17 protein-coding genes and 1 tRNA gene are annotated in these 15,871 nt (G+C 47.7%); 14 read left to right on the forward strand and 4 right to left on the reverse strand.

The genetic code is table 11. The annotated features are described in order from the left end of the window. Nucleotide 1: 1 nt before the first annotated feature. Complete coding sequence (locus NXS08_RS02055; protein ID WP_259136668.1) at nucleotides 2–493, forward strand: CYTH domain-containing protein; 492 nt, start codon at nucleotides 2–4, stop codon at nucleotides 491–493. A gap of 18 nt (nucleotides 494–511) precedes the next feature. Here the strand turns inward: NXS08_RS02055 and NXS08_RS02060 are convergent, their stop codons facing one another. Beyond that, nucleotides 512–1,162 carry an HAD hydrolase-like protein gene (locus tag NXS08_RS02060; protein WP_259136670.1) on the reverse strand — a complete coding sequence of 217 codons (651 nt, stop codon included), beginning with the start codon at nucleotides 1,160–1,162 and terminating at the stop codon, nucleotides 512–514. Nucleotides 1,163–1,257: 95 nt separating this feature from the next. Here NXS08_RS02060 and NXS08_RS02065 point away from each other — a divergent pair, with 95 nt between their 5' ends. Together NXS08_RS02065 and NXS08_RS02070 are read left to right on the forward strand one after the other, a co-directional pair. Next, nucleotides 1,258–1,737, forward strand: a complete 480-nt coding sequence (locus NXS08_RS02065) for a MarR family winged helix-turn-helix transcriptional regulator (RefSeq protein ID WP_259136672.1) — start codon at nucleotides 1,258–1,260, stop codon at nucleotides 1,735–1,737. Between the two features lie 76 nt (nucleotides 1,738–1,813). Then, nucleotides 1,814–1,901 (forward strand) — tRNA-Leu (locus NXS08_RS02070). 107 nt (nucleotides 1,902–2,008) lie between these two features. Here the strand turns inward: NXS08_RS02070 and NXS08_RS02075 are convergent. Continuing rightward, nucleotides 2,009–2,803, reverse strand: a complete 795-nt coding sequence (locus tag NXS08_RS02075) for a hypothetical protein (RefSeq protein WP_259136675.1) — start codon at nucleotides 2,801–2,803, stop codon at nucleotides 2,009–2,011. A 72-nt stretch (nucleotides 2,804–2,875) separates the two neighbouring features. Here NXS08_RS02075 and NXS08_RS02080 point away from each other — a divergent pair, with 72 nt between their 5' ends. The 4 genes from NXS08_RS02080 (at nucleotide 2,876) to NXS08_RS02095 (ending at nucleotide 6,554) form a co-directional block, all read left to right on the forward strand. Then, nucleotides 2,876–3,553 (forward strand): DsbA family protein, encoded by a 678-nt coding sequence (locus NXS08_RS02080; protein WP_259136677.1) that lies wholly within the window; start codon nucleotides 2,876–2,878, stop codon nucleotides 3,551–3,553. A 22-nt stretch (nucleotides 3,554–3,575) separates the two neighbouring features. Further along, a complete protein-coding gene (locus NXS08_RS02085; protein WP_259136679.1) occupies nucleotides 3,576–4,058 on the forward strand; it encodes a nucleoside triphosphate pyrophosphohydrolase family protein in 483 nt (160 codons plus the stop codon). A 68-nt stretch (nucleotides 4,059–4,126) separates the two neighbouring features. Next, complete coding sequence (locus tag NXS08_RS02090; protein WP_259136681.1) at nucleotides 4,127–6,052, forward strand: M3 family metallopeptidase; 1,926 nt, start codon at nucleotides 4,127–4,129, stop codon at nucleotides 6,050–6,052. Nucleotides 6,053–6,116: 64 nt separating this feature from the next. Continuing rightward, the gene (locus NXS08_RS02095; RefSeq protein WP_259136684.1) at nucleotides 6,117–6,554 is read left to right on the forward strand and encodes a hypothetical protein; all 438 of its coding nucleotides are present in this window, start codon (nucleotides 6,117–6,119) and stop codon (nucleotides 6,552–6,554) included. Between the two features lie 26 nt (nucleotides 6,555–6,580). On the opposite strand, the gene NXS08_RS02100 is transcribed toward NXS08_RS02095, so the two are convergent. Next, nucleotides 6,581–7,519: an aldo/keto reductase gene (locus NXS08_RS02100; protein WP_259136686.1), complete on the reverse strand. Its 939-nt coding sequence runs from the start codon at nucleotides 7,517–7,519 to the stop codon at nucleotides 6,581–6,583. 45 nt (nucleotides 7,520–7,564) lie between these two features. Here NXS08_RS02100 and NXS08_RS02105 point away from each other — a divergent pair, with 45 nt between their 5' ends. Both NXS08_RS02105 and NXS08_RS02110 read left to right on the forward strand, forming a co-directional pair. Beyond that, nucleotides 7,565–8,419, forward strand: coding sequence for an undecaprenyl-diphosphate phosphatase (locus NXS08_RS02105; RefSeq protein WP_259136688.1), 855 nt, complete (start codon nucleotides 7,565–7,567; stop codon nucleotides 8,417–8,419). Nucleotides 8,420–8,455: 36 nt separating this feature from the next. After that, entirely contained in the window at nucleotides 8,456–9,130 is a 675-nt protein-coding gene (locus NXS08_RS02110) for an HAD family phosphatase (RefSeq protein ID WP_259136690.1), read from the forward strand. A 43-nt stretch (nucleotides 9,131–9,173) separates the two neighbouring features. Here NXS08_RS02110 and NXS08_RS02115 read toward each other — a convergent pair whose 3' ends face one another. Continuing rightward, nucleotides 9,174–10,019: a PD-(D/E)XK nuclease family protein gene (locus tag NXS08_RS02115; RefSeq protein WP_259136692.1), complete on the reverse strand. Its 846-nt coding sequence runs from the start codon at nucleotides 10,017–10,019 to the stop codon at nucleotides 9,174–9,176. A gap of 14 nt (nucleotides 10,020–10,033) precedes the next feature. Between NXS08_RS02115 and NXS08_RS02120 the strand changes: the two genes are divergently transcribed. The 5 genes from NXS08_RS02120 (at nucleotide 10,034) to pyk (ending at nucleotide 15,558) form a co-directional block, all read left to right on the forward strand. After that, a complete protein-coding gene (locus tag NXS08_RS02120) occupies nucleotides 10,034–11,074 on the forward strand; it encodes a tRNA (adenine-N1)-methyltransferase (protein WP_259137355.1) in 1,041 nt (346 codons plus the stop codon). A 10-nt stretch (nucleotides 11,075–11,084) separates the two neighbouring features. Continuing rightward, a complete protein-coding gene (locus NXS08_RS02125; RefSeq protein ID WP_259136694.1) occupies nucleotides 11,085–12,155 on the forward strand; it encodes an FKBP-type peptidyl-prolyl cis-trans isomerase in 1,071 nt (356 codons plus the stop codon). A 185-nt stretch (nucleotides 12,156–12,340) separates the two neighbouring features. After that, the gene (locus tag NXS08_RS02130) at nucleotides 12,341–13,207 is read left to right on the forward strand and encodes an indole-3-glycerol-phosphate synthase (RefSeq protein ID WP_259136696.1); all 867 of its coding nucleotides are present in this window, start codon (nucleotides 12,341–12,343) and stop codon (nucleotides 13,205–13,207) included. Nucleotides 13,208–13,223: 16 nt separating this feature from the next. Then, a complete protein-coding gene (gene lgt, locus NXS08_RS02135; protein ID WP_259136698.1) occupies nucleotides 13,224–14,102 on the forward strand; it encodes a prolipoprotein diacylglyceryl transferase in 879 nt (292 codons plus the stop codon). Between the two features lie 4 nt (nucleotides 14,103–14,106). Further along, complete coding sequence (gene pyk, locus NXS08_RS02140; RefSeq protein WP_259136701.1) at nucleotides 14,107–15,558, forward strand: pyruvate kinase; 1,452 nt, start codon at nucleotides 14,107–14,109, stop codon at nucleotides 15,556–15,558. Nucleotides 15,559–15,871: the final 313 nt, after the last annotated feature.

Genomic DNA, 15,871 nt, shown 5'->3' on the forward strand with positions numbered 1-15,871 from the left:
GATGGCAGTTGAAATAGAACGTAAATTTTTAGTCGTAGCAGACGGGTGGAAAACCCTAGTTGAAAGCAGCGACCACTACGGGCAAGGCTACCTGGCTACGGCAGAAAACTGTTTAGTGCGCGTCAGAGTAGGAAATACCCAAGCATGGCTCACCCTAAAAGGACGCGATCAACATGATCCGAATATGCCCGGAGAAATCTTAAAACGAGTGGAATATGAATACCCAATTCCCAAAGCAGACGGCCAGCAAATGCTTGCAGAAATGTCCTACGCTTCTTTAGAAAAAACCCGCCATTACCTAAAAACCTCTGAACACGTTTGGACAGTAGATGTATTCTTAGGTGCCCTTACCGGACTGGTCCTTTTAGAAATCGAAGGTGACAATGTAGAAACCCTAACTGCCGCTGATTTACCGGCTTGGGTAGGAAAAGAAGTCACCCACGATCCACAGTATGCGAACGCAAATTTAGCATTGAAACAAGCAACTGCTTAACTAAGTTTCACAAAAGGATTATTTGCCTAAGACAAAACTAAAAATATCAGCCGGAGTACGGGCAATATAGGTAGCTTCCGCAAACTCGGATAGATCCGAACCAGCCCAACTGACCCCAATCGTATAAATACCGTTCGCCTTACCGGCCTCGATATCGTAAATACGATCGCCAATCATGTAAGCGCAATCAAACTTAGTTCCCTGAGAACGGAAAAACTCTAAAACTTCCTGCACCAAATCTGCTTTAGCATGATTCACCCCATCGTCTTTTGCCCCGCAGACGTAGGAAAAATACTTACTTAACCCAAGTTCTTCAACGATTGGCAACGCTAAACGCTCCAGTTTAGAAGTAGCAATAGCCAGGGGCACACCCGCTTTTTGGAAATTTTCTAAAAGCTCCTTAATTCCAGGAAAAAGCGGTACGTCAAACATATGTTTCGCATAGTGTTCTCGGTAGGTAGCGATAGCTACCGCAACTTCATCTGCAGAAAACCCAGCGTAATCTCTAAAAGAAACCGCCAGGGGAGGACCCACCCACCGGGGAAGCTGAGCTGGAAGCTGCGCAGACCTGCCCAGTTTAACCAAAGTATAGTTAATTGATTCCATGATTAATGGAGCAGAATCAGTAATAGTTCCGTCCATGTCAAAGATTACGATTGGATTAGTCAAAATCAGACATCTTTCCTAGATTTTATGTGTATAGCTAGTTAATAGCATATCCTAGTACTAATATCTCATTAACCTAGCTATGGAGTTAACGACTTATGCTACATGAAGATAATACAGCGTTGTTTCGTGACACAGCTTGGACAGTTTTCACAGAAGTGACAATGCGCCTAGCTTTTTTACGAAATACGAAAATAAAAAACCGCTTGAATTTAGCACCTGCTGAATACGAAGCACTATTTGTGCTATACGTTGCTGAAAACGGTAGTTTACGGATGGGAACGCTGGCAGATAGCCTCTGCTTCTCACCCTCGCGTTTATCCTATGTGATTACAGGATTAATTGAACGTGGGCTGGTAGAAAAATCGATTTCCAAACGGGACGGGCGAGGCTACGTAGCCACCATTACCGCTGCCGGACGTAAACTTTGGGAAGAAGCCAATCAAATGGAGCGTGACCTTTTCAATGAGTACTTCTTTAATGTACTTTCAAAAGGCGATCAGGAACGTTTCGCTGCTATGTTAGCTCCTTTCAAAACAGAGCTACCCACATTGCGTGAGGTACACCACCGCTACTAGCCCTAACCTGATTAGGTGCATAGTTTCTAATCGTGGTAAAGTTTAAACGACGTCTGAATTAATCAGATGATCCACTGCGCGGGTGGCGGAATAGGTAGACGCGCCAGCTTGAGGTGCTGGTTCCCAACTTAACGGGAGTAGGGGTTCAAGTCCCCTTTCGCGCACAAAAGGACCTTGTTAAACAAGGTCCTTTTTATTTTATGTTTTAAGCACTCACAGCAAGATAGCTATCTGGGCAACCCCAGTAATCGCAACGCTCGCAGCAAGGCGCTTACAGGTCTCTAATCCAAAAAATTAGCTTCTCTAAACTCTCTGGATTGCGGACAGACGCATCCGATGGGGGAGCCACCACCACAAACTTACCTTCCGAAGGAAGCCGTTTAAGAGGGCCAAACCCCACCAGTGTATAACCACCCACCTGCGGCGGGTCGTAGTGGCCGCGTAAAGAGCGTACACTGCGCGCCCCATGGAAAACTCGGTCTTGAAGTAAAAGCTGAATCATCAGCTGAGAAGCCTTATCTTCAACATCAGCACGTAAAAGTCGCAGATCGGATTTCCAATTTTTTGCCACCAACTTAGGTTGGGGAGAAAACGCCAACACCTGCACCGGTTTACGAATCCACCAACTGTCATCATCCATAGTTAAACCTAAAACTGCACTTTGAGCGATCCAACCCCGCGCCATAAAATCGCGGTACGCCTGCTTATACTGACGCCGATACCAAGACGGAGCCCAAATGGATACCCCAATTCCTAAACAAAGTGAAAGAACTGACGCAAAAGCTAAGAAACGAAAAAGGAACGTGTACAGCCAGCCTTTCCCAGAGGCACTAAACCAAAAATAGGGAAGCTGACTCCATTCAGTTACCCCCTGCCCGTTTAACACCAGGACGTTCAGAAAACCGGCAACTAAAGCAGTTCCTAAAAGAAGCCACCCCAAATGCTGCATATCATTACGAATCAGTACCTTTTGACGAAACGCCTGATAGTCAGAAAGCTCAGTGGTCAACGCAGCCAACTTAGCCTGATCCAAAACATCGTCAGATTTCTTAGGATTAACACTCATAAAACCACTTTAACAGTCTTATAATCCGAAGTGTGGTCGCCGTCATCTGCTTCGTTAAGTAGAATAATCCCTATGCATATTGATATTTGGTCCGATGTTGCCTGCCCCTGGTGCTACCTGGCAGTACGCCACCTGCGACAAGCATTAAGCGCATTTGCTGAAAAAGACAAAGTAACTGTACGGTTACACGCCTACTTCCTGCAACCAGAACTAACCGGAGTAGATGAGCGAAGCGAAGCACAGTATCTAGCACAAACAAAAGGCATGACGATTCCCGAAGTAAACGCCGCCTTAGAGGCAGTTTCTGCCCTGGGCGCAAAAGAAGGAATTCGTTTCGACTGGGAGAACGTAAAAGTCGCTTCCACCACTAACGCGCATCGCCTAATCTGCCTAGCCAGAGAAATAGATGTAGAAAACGATACAACCACCGGACCAGATACCCTGGAACTAAAAGTACACGAAGCCTTAGGCAGAGCACGCTTTGAATACGGAATGAACCTGGCCAACCCAGAATCACTACTTGCCTTAGCAAGTGACTTCCAGATTGATACTGAACGGGTATTTGCCGCCCTCGAAAGCCAAACCTATGCCAACGAAGTATTCTCAGACTTCCAAATCGGCGTGCAAATGGGAGTAAATGCGGTTCCCGTGTTCATTTTCGACAATGCTTACCTGGTTGAGGGCGCCCAGCCCACCGCAGCTTTCCAAAATATTCTACAAACAGCTTGGAACCATTCACACAGCGAATAACCGGTGAAAGAAAAGAGCCCTGATGAGTGAAAAACTAACCCACAATAGTTACGACCCCACCCGCCCAAACCAATTAGTGCGCCAATTCCACGAAGTCTACAACCTCCCGGTACTAATGGGTGAAACCCCCACCTGCGACCGCGAGCGAATCCACATGCGGATGGGCCTAATCAGTGAAGAATTCGCAGAGCTCACCGGCGCACTCTACGGGCAAACAGCACGAAAAATCATTGAAAAAGCCAACCAAGAAGCCAAAGCGGCAGATGACCAGACGCGTGACACAGTTGAGGTTGCAGACGCGCTCGCCGATTTAGTCTACGTGATTTACGGAATGGCTTTAGAATGCGGTATCGACCTGGATGCAGTACTTGCCGAAGTGCAGGCATCTAACCTGTCGAAGCTAGGTGAGGACGGAAAACCAATCTACCGAGAAGACGGGAAAGTCCTCAAAGGCCCCGGATTCTTCCCCCCGAATGTAGCTAAAGTACTCGGCTTAGAGGACTAAACTAAACCGACTTAGCTAACCGCACTCAAATATACTTAAAGAAACTGATCTGACAGGTGAGGAAAATAATGAGTAAAATCGAAACCCGGCTCGCAAAATTCAGCGAACTAACCCCAGCAAGTTGTGAAGCCCAGTTTGACGCAGCTGCACAAACCTACTTAGCTGCCTTAAAGAACTTAGAAACTGTCCCCGCCACAGTTAAAGATTTCCTCGAACCCTTAGACCAGATTTCCGCGGCCTTTTCAGAAGCCATTGCCGTACCATTTCACATGACCAGCATTGGAGCCGGGGTAGACTACGAACCCCTCTTAGCGGTTCTTTCCAATAAATACACTGAGCTGGAAGCCCAGCTACGCACAAACCGCGCCTTATTTGAAAAATTCGTGGAACTAGAAAAACAAGAACTAGACGAAGAATCAGCTACCTTAGTTGCCACTGAACTACTGCAGTTTAGGTTAGGAGGGATTGACCTTTCACCCGAAAAACAAGCTGAACTGACTGCTTTAGATCTTAAGATCGCCGATTTAGCGACCCAATATCAGCAAAAAGTTTCTAAACAGTTAGCCACAGAGTTCGTGATCAACGGTAAAACCTACGCTCCAAACAACTTCACCCTACAGGCAGCCTTAGAAGAAATTACTGACCCGTCAGAACGCAGGCAACTACTGGAACTTTCACTAGCCCGTGGATTCGGAGCAGACCCAGCAACAGATACCCGCCAGCTGGTATTAGACATAGTTGCGGCGCGTTATCAGCGCGCTAAGCTCCTGGGCTTTAACACTCACGCAGAAGCAGTCCTGGCAACTGAAACTGCTCCCTCGGTTGCAGCAGCGCAGCAGCTTCTCTCACAGGTTGGGGTAGCCGCCCTCGAAAAACTTGCTGTAGAAGCAGAATCCTATGCGAAAATGGCGAAAGCCGACGGAGTTGAAAACTTCAGCACCGCGGACTGGAGCTACTATGAAACTAAAACAAAAGAAGCATCCTTAGGGCTCTCAAATGAAGCACTCAAACCCTACCTGGAACTTTGGAAGGTGCTGGAGGACGGTGTTTTCTACGCCGCTAATCGCCTCTTTGGTTTAACCGCCACACTACGCCCAGAGCTAAAGGGTTGGCATCCCACCTGCCGAGTCTATGAGATCAATGAAGAAACCGGCAAGAGCCTGGGCCTGTTCATTATCGACCCCTATGCGCGCCCCGGAAAGAACGGGGGAGCTTGGATGAACTCGCTACTCCAAGGGCACAGCGCAACCGACCATGAGTCGATTATCATTAACTGCTGTAACTACACGCCCGTAGCAGAAGGGGAAAAGAAGTATCTCACCTGGGATGAAGTTGAAACTCTGTTCCACGAATTTGGGCACGCCCTGCACGGTTTCCTTTCCAAAACCAAGTACTCATTAACGGCAGGAACCAATGTTCCCCGCGACTTCGTGGAACTTCCCTCCCAGTTAAATGAAATGTGGGCATACCATCCTCAAGTGATTGCAAACTTTGCACGCCACGCAGAAACTGGGGAAGTTATCCCCGCTGAAATGCTGGAGCAACTGCAGAAATCAAAGACTTTTGGGCAAGCCTATGTAACTGTCGAATTCTGTGCCTCTGCGCTATTAGATCAACTGTGGCACACTGCTGATCCTGCGCAAATCACTTCAGTTGAAGAATTTGAAGCTGAAGCGTTAAAGCGTAGTGGGGTATATTCTGAACTGGTTCCTCCGCGTTACCGTTCCACCTACTTCCCCCACGCATTTACGGTGGGGTATGACGCTGGCTACTACTCTTATATGTGGGCTGAAACGCTGGTTGCTGAATGTGAAGCCTGGTTCCGCAACGAAGTGGCGCAGAACGAGGACGGCGGCTTCAACCGTGCGGCTGGAAAGCGTTTAGAAGCAGAAATCCTTTCCAAAGGTTATTCCCGAAAGCCAAATGATTCCTTTATTGCTTTAATCGGTCATGAAGCGCGTGCTGAAACTATCTTGACCAGGCGTGGACTGTAAGCTCAGTCGAACTGGAATCTTAATTTTTATAGGTTTTCTTCACGTTTTCCGATAGAGTAATGTTATGGGAACAAAACCGCAAGAAGCTTTAAACCGTTTGATTGCTGCGCTCGAAGCACATGCGCAGGCAGCTCGTATGGCTAACCTTTCCGGAGCTGGCGATACGAATGTGTTAGAAACAGTGGAAGAGCGTTTGCGTGATGCGTTCTTCACCTACGACGACGTGCTTTTTAACCACTATGGGGTTGATTTGCCGTTCGAAATGTTAGGTGAACGTGACGATGACTTCTATGATTACGATGAGTTAGAAGAAGACTTTACGGAAGATTTCGCTGACGAGTATGACGACGAAGCTGACGACTATACTGACGAAGCTGATGACTTCATCGACGATTACGATGACTATGACGATTACGACGATGATACAGACGAGTTAGAAAATAGTCTTTATCTGGATGACTTTCAGGTAGACAGCTATCGAAGCGCGCAGGGTAAGTTTTAACTAAACTAACACCCTCCGTTAAGTGCTTAAACGGAGATCTGATCTAAGGCTTCTAAAATCTGCGGGGGAACGGTAAGTTCAACACCAGAGAGGATTTGCTGTGCCTGTAACTCAGTGCGCGGCCCTACTAAAATAGAAGATACTGCCGGCTGGGATAAGGCCCACTGCAAGGCAACATCCCAAGGGGCATAGTCTAAACCTTTCGCAGCAGTCATCACACCTTCAACCACTGCGTTTGCTTCCCGCCCTAGGTAAGGGGTGACAAACCCAGCTAAAGTGCTGGAAGCTCCGCGAGAATCTGGGGGAGTGCCATGGCGATATTTTCCAGTTAAAACCCCACGAGCCAAACCAGACCAGCCGATAAAGCCTATCCCGTTAGCTTCTAAAGCGGGTAGAAGCTGCGTTTCCACCTCACGATTTAGGAGGGAGTATTCAGCGCTGACAGTTGCCAAGGGGAGGGAAAGCTGCTGGCTTAACTGCCAGGCAGAAGCCGTATCCCAAACCGGGAAGTTCGCTAATCCAAAGTATCTGACTCGGCCAGATTTAACGGCTATCTCAATAGCTGCTAAGGATTCTGCCAACGGCGTATGCGGATCTGGGCGGGACAGAAGTAGGATATCTAAGTAATCGGTTTTTAGAGCTTTAAGAGAAGCATCTAAAGAGTTCAAAATCGCATTCCGATTATTAGCGGCTCTTAAACGCCCCTCATTTTGAAAGAAACCGCCTTTAGAAATCAAAATAGTTTCACTTCGGGGGAAATCGTGGGTAAGTAACTCGCCGATAGTTGCTTCGGCTTGTCCTTCTCCGTAGGTGGGGGAAGTATCGATTAGATTTCCTCCTGAATCGGCGAAAGCCTTCCAAATTGCGCGAGCTTCTTCGGGGCGAGTGTCCCGCCCCCAGGTGAGGGTTCCTAAGCCGATTGTGGAAATCGCTAAACCAGTGGATCCAAGAAAACGTTGTTGCACGTTTATAATCGTATCTGGAATATGTTCTAAAGTAGGGTATTTACGATGAACTGGCTTGAAGCAATTTTTTTAGGGCTCGTGCAGGGGCTCACCGAGTTTTTACCAATTTCCTCTTCCGCGCATCTGCGCATTAGCGGGGAATTACTGGGAATGAAAGATCCCGGAGCGGCTTTTACTGCCATCACCCAGATTGGGACGGAAGCTGCGGTGCTGATTTATTTTTGGAAAGATATTACGCGGATTATTAAGAAGTGGTTTCTGGCATTGCCGGGAGTTCCGGTAGCTTCCCGCGTGGCGCAAAGTGATTCCGATGTGCGTTTGGGTTGGATGATTATTGTGGGGTCTATTCCCATCGCTGTGCTGGGGCTCTTATTGGAAGAATGGATTGATTCACAGTTTAGAAATCTGTGGATCACGGTGGTGATGTTAGCGTTCTTTGCTTTACTTTTAGGCTACGTGGATAAGTATGCTCCGCAGCAAAATACTTTAGACAAGATGAGTTGGTCTGACGCGGTTCTATATGGTTTTGCCCAGGCTATGGCACTAATCCCGGGGGTTTCGCGCTCTGGGGGAACAATCACGATGGGGCGTTTTTTGAGTTATTCTCGGGAAGAAGCTGCCCGATACTCATTTCTTTTAGCTATGCCTGCGGTTTTTGCTTCGGGTTTTTATAAGCTTTCGAAAGTTTTAAGTGGGGCAGAGTCATTGGATTTAGTTCCCACGGTGATTGCCACGGTGGTGGCTTTCGTAGTTGGTTACGCGGTGATAGTTTGGTTCCTTAAACTGGTTTCTACTAAGTCTTACGCAGTTTTTGTTTACTATCGTTTAGCCTTAGCCGGGGTGCTGGCTTTGTTCTTAATCACCGGTTTGATCGATGCAGTGCCGGTTTCTGCCTACTAGTAGGCTGGTTGTCAGTTCGTTTAGAAAGAAGATTTCATGCAGCTTCCTAAGGCCATGCTTTTTGACATGGATGGTACTTTAATCGATTCCGAGCTTTATTGGCAGACGGCTGAGGTACGTTTGTTTGCTTCTTTAGGGCAGCGGTGGCTTCCGGAGCATTCGGATCAGTTAGCGGGGAATTCTCTTACTGATTCGATTGAGATTATGCGGCGGGCAACTGGCGTTGAGTTAGATACGGAACAGACGGTTAGCTACTTAGTGGATTCAGTTCATTCTCAGGTTGTCGAGGGCGGTGTGCCTTGGCTTCCTGGTGCGTTGGAGACGCTTACTTTAGCTAAGGAACTGGGGATTAAGACGGCGTTAGTGACTTCGTCTTATCGTAAGTTTACTCAGGCGGTGATTGACCGGTCGCCTGCGGATATTTTTGATATTTCCATTTGTGGGGATGAAGTGGAGTTTGCTAAGCCTGATCCTTTCCCCTATTTGGAGGCGGCGCGTCTTTTGGGGGTGGATCCTTTAGAGTGTATGGCTTTTGAGGATTCAGTTTCGGGTACTCAAGCTGCGTTAGCTTCGGGGGCTTTAACTGTGGTTACTCCGGGGGTTAATCCGCCGCCTTTTGATGCGCGCGCGATCTACCTGTCTGACCTTACGGTTATTAACCATGATTGGTTACAAAATAGTTGGTTGCGGGCGGGACGGAGTCGTTCTTAACTAGACTCCGTTCCTAACCAGGCGCGTGGTTTCTGAGCTGAACCTATTGGGGACGTTTACTGATGGTGAGCAGCTCTTTAACTTTACTAGCTTCAATTTCAGGCGGCTCTTTTCCAAACACAGGGCAGTGTTCCTTTACCCCACACCAGTTACAAAGCGGTTGTTTACGGGGGTAAAAGTTACCGGTTTGGCAGGCATTTTCGATTTGGTTCCACAGTTGTTCCAGGTAGTGTTCGAATGCCTCAATCTGGGTTGGTTGCGGGTCGAATGTGAGAATTTTTCCGTCAGTAAGAAAGACCAGTTGGGTGCGAGCTGGAATACCATGACCAGCTCTTTGCATTAAAAGTGAGTAAAACCGCATTTGGTGCAGTTTATCTTCTAAATATTGGGGGCGTGGGGATTTTCCGGTTTTGTAGTCTACGATTCGGATTGCGCCACTGGGAGCTTTATCTATCCGATCGATAAATCCGCGCAGAGCAATACCTGAGGCTGTTTCCGCATCGACTAAAAGTTCTCTAGCGTAGGGTTCCAGCCGCTGTGGGTTTTCAATCTTAAAGTAGCTTTCAACCAGTTTTTCTACTTCACTAAACCATTGTGTTTGCAAGGTTTCGTCAGTGAAAAGAGTTTCGATTTGCGGGTCATTTTCAAGTAGTTTTTGATAGCTGGGGTTAATCATTTCTCGCGCAGCTTGGACTTGTCTTTGATTGGGTGGCAGGTTGAAAATTTCTTCAAGGACAGAGTGAACAAGGGTGCCGCGGGCAGTTACTAAAGAAGGCGGTTCTTTAAATCCGTCAATGTAGATGAGCCTAAATTTTAGTTGGCACTGTTTCCAAGTTGAGGTGGAAGTCGCAGAAAGTGCTTTGCGTCGGGTAGCGTATGAATCACTCATGATTGATAGACTACATGGTGATGAACGAAGACATTAAATATCCACAGTTAGAAAAAATTGGTGCGCCGTTTGGGCAGGCAACTCGGCGGGGGCCTTTACGGGTAGGTGACCGCGTGCAGATTACTGATCCAAAGGGCCGGTTACACACGGTTACTTTGGTGCCGGGCGGAATGTTTCAGTGTTCGCGCGGAACGATTCGTCACGATGAAATCATAGGTAAACCAGAGGCAATCACTTTTGTTGATGGCGATAAAGAGTTTCACATTGTAAGACCTCTTCTACATGATTACGTGATGAGTATGCCGCGGGGGGCAGCTATCGTCTATCCAAAAGACGCGGCGCAGATTATTACCTACGGTGATATTTTCCCCGGCGCACGGGTTTTAGAAGCCGGCGTAGGTTCTGGGGCGCTTTCCATGTCACTGCTTAACGCGGTGGGGGTAGAGGGCTCTTTACATTCGATTGAACGACGTGAAGAATTCGCGACGATTGCGCAGGGCAACGTGGATCTTTGGTTCGGAGGTCGCCACCCGGCATGGCAGGTGTCCGTTGGTGATTTTAATGACGTGGCAAATAGCTTAGAACCAGAATCAATCGATCGAGTGGTTTTGGATATGCTGGCTCCCTGGGAATGTATTGAGGCGGCTGAACGGGTATTGGCTCCGGGAGGCCTGTTACTTTGCTATGTGGCGACGGTGACTCAGTTATCGCGTTTAAACGAGGATTTGGTGGCGTCGCTCAGATTTTCTAAACCGCAGGCATGGGAGTCTTTTATGCGCGGTTGGCATTTAGATGGTTTAGCGGTGCGTCCGGATCATCGGATGGTGGCGCATACCGGGTTCTTAATTACTTCTCGGAAGGTGGCGCGGGAATCATTCCCGCAAACTCGTCAAGGGCGTCCTGCGAAAGCTGCTGAAGGGTTGGCGGGGCAGTGGAATGACGAGGACGGTTGGGAAGCAAATCAGAAGCTTAATCCAGTTGTCTCAGAACGGAAGATACGTCGTTCAGTGCGGGAAGTCACCACTAAAGCCGCTACGTGGTTAGAGGGCGAATAAGGAGAGGCAGATGGCTGAGACTGAGGCTAACGATTCGATGAAAGCTGGTTCAAAAACGGATCGCGTTGCGATAAATATACCTTCACGCGCTCAGCGTCGGAACCGTTGGTGGCGAAGGATTCTCCGCTGGTGGCGTGAGGCACTGGCTTTTGTAGTGATTATTTCGGTAATCGCAACTGCCGTGATTTTGATTAACAAACGTGAAAATTCAGAGGCTGATAAACTCATTCGCTGGACTGATATTGTGCAAGTTTCTGGACAGCCAGGAAGAATCCCGACCTTAGTTTTACAGCGTCCCGTGTCTGTAACTTCGCCGAAATCAATCGTACTTTCTGAAGGAACCGGAAGAGAGATTCAAAGTGAACAACCACTAATCATTTCGGTTACTTCTTTTTCCGGACAGACAGGGGAACTTTTATCTGCAAGTGGTCGTTCTGTTTTACATATTGGGGAAGCTACAGAAGAATTTTTTGATCAGGATCTGCTTGCTGGCGTTTTAAATCAAAACGAGGGGGCACGGATTCTTTTTGTTCGTCCTGTTTTAGTTGAGGGGAAACAGACGACTGAGATTAATGTAGTGGATATTCTTTATTCAGCGGCGCATGGGAAACCTGGCGAGAATCCGCAGGGGCCTTTGAATGTGACCTTTAACGATTTAGGGCCGATTGTGACTCACGCTGAGCAAGCACCGCCAGATGAGGTCGTTATTCAACAGTTAATTGTGGGCGACGGAGCGCAGGTTTTAGAAAACGATGCGGTCTTAGCTCAGTTCACCGCTGTTGGTTGGGAGGACTCAGTGGTTCGCGCATCTACGTGGAATACTGGGATTCCTCAATCAATTGATTTAAAAACTGCTTTCCCCGGGTTACAAACCGCTTTACTTGATCAGAGAGTTGGTAGTCGAATTGCGGTGACGATTCCCGCTGAGCAGGCTACCGGGGAAACTACTTTAATGATGGTGATTGACATTATCGGGACGGGGCCAGCGCAAGAGGCGCCGGTTCCATTTGAGAAATCTGATGCAAATACGCCGGTGACAGAGAAGAAATCTGAGAGTGTACCGGAATCTGAAAAGAAGTAGCTTATACGGGAAATAGTGATTTTTAAAAATCAGCTCAGATAGTGGTTATTTTCAATAAAAACATGAGAATGGGTGACTTCTTGTTTAAGGATTCTATATAATTATTTTGCTTTTAGTGGTCTTAATCTCTACTGGTAAACAAAGCTACTCAAGCAAAATAGTGCATTTGTAGAAAGGAGGTAAACGTGGGGATCTTGGAGAAAATTGTTGCTTCCGTAAAATCCGAAGTAAATGGCCGTGAACAGCATATTTCTTTAGAAGAAATCCGGAAAATGGCGAATCAAGCGCCCGCTCCACGTTTAGCTTCTTACGCGATAATGCAACGCCCCGGAGCACTTTGTATCATTGGGGAAATAAAGCGTAGTACCCCACTGTGTGAAAGTTTTAGAGATAATCCGCAGATCGGACAGATCGCAGCTGACTATGAAGCTGGCGGAGCTGCTTTAATCTCTTGCGTCACAGAGAAACAGTATTTTGGGGGGAAATTAGAAGATTTACGGACTGTCCGTAAGTTTTCTAACCTGCCTATTTTACAAACTGATTTTATTATCAGCCCCTATCAAATTCTTGAATCCCGCGCCTACGGCGCAGATATGCTTTTGCTGCGTACCGGCCTATTAACTGATGAGCAACTAAAGAACTTTATTGACCGTACCGAGTCATTAGGTATGAGTGCGTTAGTAGAAGTGGAAAGTCGGTTAGAAGTACTTAAAGCAGTGGAAGCTGGAGCAAAACTAATTTCAGTTAATGCCCGGTCATTAAAAACTCAAGAACTTGACTGTGCAAAGGTCGGAGAAATCTTTGACATTGTTCCAGAGGAAGTAGTCGCCATTGCAGCTGCTGGCGTACACGGGCCCAAAGAAGTTTTTGAATACGCCAAAATGGGCGCTGACGCGGTGATGGTTGGAGAAACTCTACTACGCAGTGACGACATTATCCGCCGACTTCAGGAACTGGTTGCTGCGGGACATCACCCCAGTTTATTAACCGATCGGAAACAAAGAGTAAAAATGCACGTGCTGCGTACCCAGCACGAGTTCTACCGAAATTAGGGTTAAACTGGTAAGTATGACACTTAGTATGGCACTTGAACTATTTGCTTATAACCTGCCTTTTTCTATTCCCTCTCCACCGCAAGGAGTTTGGTATTTAGGACCAATCCCACTGCGCGCCTACGGAATTATTATTGCCACCGGAATGCTCTTAGCTGTCTATTGGACTCGCCGGCGGTATGAAAAGCGTGGGGGAGACCCAGAAGTTGTCTACGATGTAGCCCTATTCGCGATTGTTTTTGGAGTAATTGGGGCCCGTCTTTACCATGTCACCACCAACTGGCAACCTTATTTTGGAGAAAACGGTTCCCTGCTTGAGATTCTTTACGTGTGGCACGGTGGTTTAGCGATTATGGGCGGTGTTTTAGCTGGTAGTGCAGCGGGAATGCTAGTCCTACGCTATAAGGGGCTAAAATTTGGTCCTTTCGCAGATGCGGTTGCGCCGACCATCTTATTTGCGCAGGCATTAGGGCGTTTAGGCAACTGGTTTAATCAAGAACTATTTGGACAACCCACCACCCTTCCGTGGGGATTGGAAATCGACAACGCGCACCTGCCAGCAGGCTATGCGCCGGGAACTCTTTTCCACCCTACGTTCCTCTATGAAATAATTTGGAACTTGGCTATGGTGGGACTCATCTTATACTTAGATAAGAAACATGTTTTCAAGGGGGGACAGGTTATGTTCCTCTACATCATGGGATATACGTTTGGACGATTCTGGATTGAAATGATTAGAATTGAACCAGCAAATTATATTCTTGGCGTACGTGTGAACGTATGGGCAGCAGCGCTATTCTTTATGATTGGTGCGGTAGGATTTTATTTAGCAGGAAAACGTGGGGCTTCCACATCTGTGCAGTCCCAGACTAGAGAAGAAGAAAACGTAGAGTAAGGTTATGCGTAGAGCAAAAATTGTATGTACGATCGGTCCGGCTACTGAAAGCCCTGAGCAAATCGAAGCCTTAGTAGAAGCCGGCATGGATGTTGCTCGGATTAACCGTTCTCACGGTTCAGTTGAAGCACATGAGGAAGTAGTACGGCGTGTACGTAAAGCCTCCCGTGCCTCTGGCCGAGCGATTGCAATTCTGGTAGACCTCCAGGGACCAAAGATTCGTCTTGAACGTTTCGAGAACGGCCCACATATGCTGGAAGTAGATGATGAATTTACCATCACAACCCGCGACGTCCCCGGCACTAAAGAACTGGTTGGAACCACCTTTAAAGGGCTACCCGGAGACTGCCGTCCCGGCGATCGTCTTTTAATTGACGATGGTAACGTTCAGGTGCGCGTGGTTGAAGTTACCGACACGGATGTGAAAACACGAGTTGAAGTTCCTGGCATGGTCTCTGACAACAAGGGGATTAACCTCCCAGGTGTGGCAGTATCAGTTCCAGCACTTTCGGAAAAAGACAAAGAAGATCTTCGTTGGGGCTTGAAAGTAGGAGCAGACTTTATCGCCCTCTCCTTCGTCCGTAACGCTAAGGACATTGAAGATGTTCACGCGATTATGGATGAGGTAGGAATTCGCCGTCCCGTTATCGCGAAGATCGAAAAACCACAGGCAGTGGACAACCTCTTAGAAATCGTTGAAGCTTTTGACGCGATCATGGTTGCCCGTGGCGACCTGGGCGTGGAAATGCCCCTTGAAACCGTACCACTGGTGCAAAAGCGAGCTATCGAATTAGCCCGTAGGCAGTCGAAACCAGTTATTGTGGCCACACAGGTAATGGACTCAATGATTAAGAACCCACGTCCTACTCGCGCGGAAGCCTCTGACTGTGCAAACGCTATTTTAGACGGGGCAGACGCGGTAATGCTATCTGGTGAAACTTCCGTGGGTGCCTACCCAATTGAAGCGGTACACACAATGGCGCGGATTATTGAAAACGTCGAGGAAAATGGTGGCGAGCGGATCGCGGCACTCGGTGCATTCAATATGGGGCGAGGCTCCGTAATTACCATGGCGGCAGCACGTATTGGGGAAAGCCTGGACGCTAAATACCTGGTCACCTTTACACAATCCGGATCATCTGCAAGACAGATGTCCCGCCTACGTAGTCCGATCCCACTACTGGCATTCACCCCGTTGGAATCTACCCGTAATCAGTTGGCCCTATCCTGGGGGATCCAAACCTATCGGGTGCCAGAAGTAAAGCATACTGACGATATGGTTTGGCAAGTCGATCAGGTTTGTCAGTTGTCTCAGATCGCTGAGGTAGGTGACGATATCGTCATCGTGGCAGGTATGCCACCGGGCACAGTTGGCTCTACTAACTCCCTGCGTATCCATACGATTGGTGATGAAGTTGATTACAACATCGGGGGAGTACCCGACGCAGGTTTTTAACCTAACTTAAGAGTTAGCGTGCCCAGTAGCTGATCTTGCTACTGGGCACGCTTTACGATTCAGCGAATGTTACTTCTAACACTTAGCGAGTGTTTCTTTTGCGGGAGGTTTTATTCTGTGTAATCATTGAGTGTTCACCTGAACTGTAAAAATAGGGATGTGCCTAAAACTCAGTACAGCGGCGAAAGCTGCGGATGATTAAAGCCTACGCATCAGATGCGCCCCAGCTAATTCGCGTGAACCGTTGAGGAATACCCTTGAAAAATGCCTCTCCCTACCACCCTAAAAGTCGTAGTGAAGCATGGTATTAACT

This window comes from Gleimia sp. 6138-11-ORH1, from assembly GCF_024814355.1.
Taxonomy (GTDB): domain Bacteria; phylum Actinomycetota; class Actinomycetes; order Actinomycetales; family Actinomycetaceae; genus Gleimia.

What these genes read in the sequence shown, in the direction of transcription:
- NXS08_RS02110 (WP_259136690.1), top strand. Translation starts at nt 8,456, where the DNA reads ATGCAGCTTCCTAAGGCCATGCTTTTTGACATGGATGGTACTTTAATC.
- NXS08_RS02120 (WP_259137355.1), top strand. Translation starts at nt 10,034, where the DNA reads ATGGTGATGAACGAAGACATTAAATATCCACAGTTAGAAAAAATTGGT.
- pyk (WP_259136701.1), top strand. Translation starts at nt 14,107, where the DNA reads ATGCGTAGAGCAAAAATTGTATGTACGATCGGTCCGGCTACTGAAAGC.
- NXS08_RS02075 (WP_259136675.1), bottom strand. Translation starts at nt 2,803, where the DNA reads ATGAGTGTTAATCCTAAGAAATCTGACGATGTTTTGGATCAGGCTAAG.
- NXS08_RS02085 (WP_259136679.1), top strand. Translation starts at nt 3,576, where the DNA reads ATGAGTGAAAAACTAACCCACAATAGTTACGACCCCACCCGCCCAAAC.
- NXS08_RS02115 (WP_259136692.1), bottom strand. Translation starts at nt 10,019, where the DNA reads ATGAGTGATTCATACGCTACCCGACGCAAAGCACTTTCTGCGACTTCC.
- NXS08_RS02095 (WP_259136684.1), top strand. Translation starts at nt 6,117, where the DNA reads ATGGGAACAAAACCGCAAGAAGCTTTAAACCGTTTGATTGCTGCGCTC.
- NXS08_RS02105 (WP_259136688.1), top strand. Translation starts at nt 7,565, where the DNA reads ATGAACTGGCTTGAAGCAATTTTTTTAGGGCTCGTGCAGGGGCTCACC.
- NXS08_RS02080 (WP_259136677.1), top strand. Translation starts at nt 2,876, where the DNA reads ATGCATATTGATATTTGGTCCGATGTTGCCTGCCCCTGGTGCTACCTG.
- lgt (WP_259136698.1), top strand. Translation starts at nt 13,224, where the DNA reads ATGACACTTAGTATGGCACTTGAACTATTTGCTTATAACCTGCCTTTT.
- NXS08_RS02055 (WP_259136668.1), top strand. Translation starts at nt 2, where the DNA reads ATGGCAGTTGAAATAGAACGTAAATTTTTAGTCGTAGCAGACGGGTGG.
- NXS08_RS02125 (WP_259136694.1), top strand. Translation starts at nt 11,085, where the DNA reads ATGGCTGAGACTGAGGCTAACGATTCGATGAAAGCTGGTTCAAAAACG.
- NXS08_RS02065 (WP_259136672.1), top strand. Translation starts at nt 1,258, where the DNA reads ATGCTACATGAAGATAATACAGCGTTGTTTCGTGACACAGCTTGGACA.
- NXS08_RS02090 (WP_259136681.1), top strand. Translation starts at nt 4,127, where the DNA reads ATGAGTAAAATCGAAACCCGGCTCGCAAAATTCAGCGAACTAACCCCA.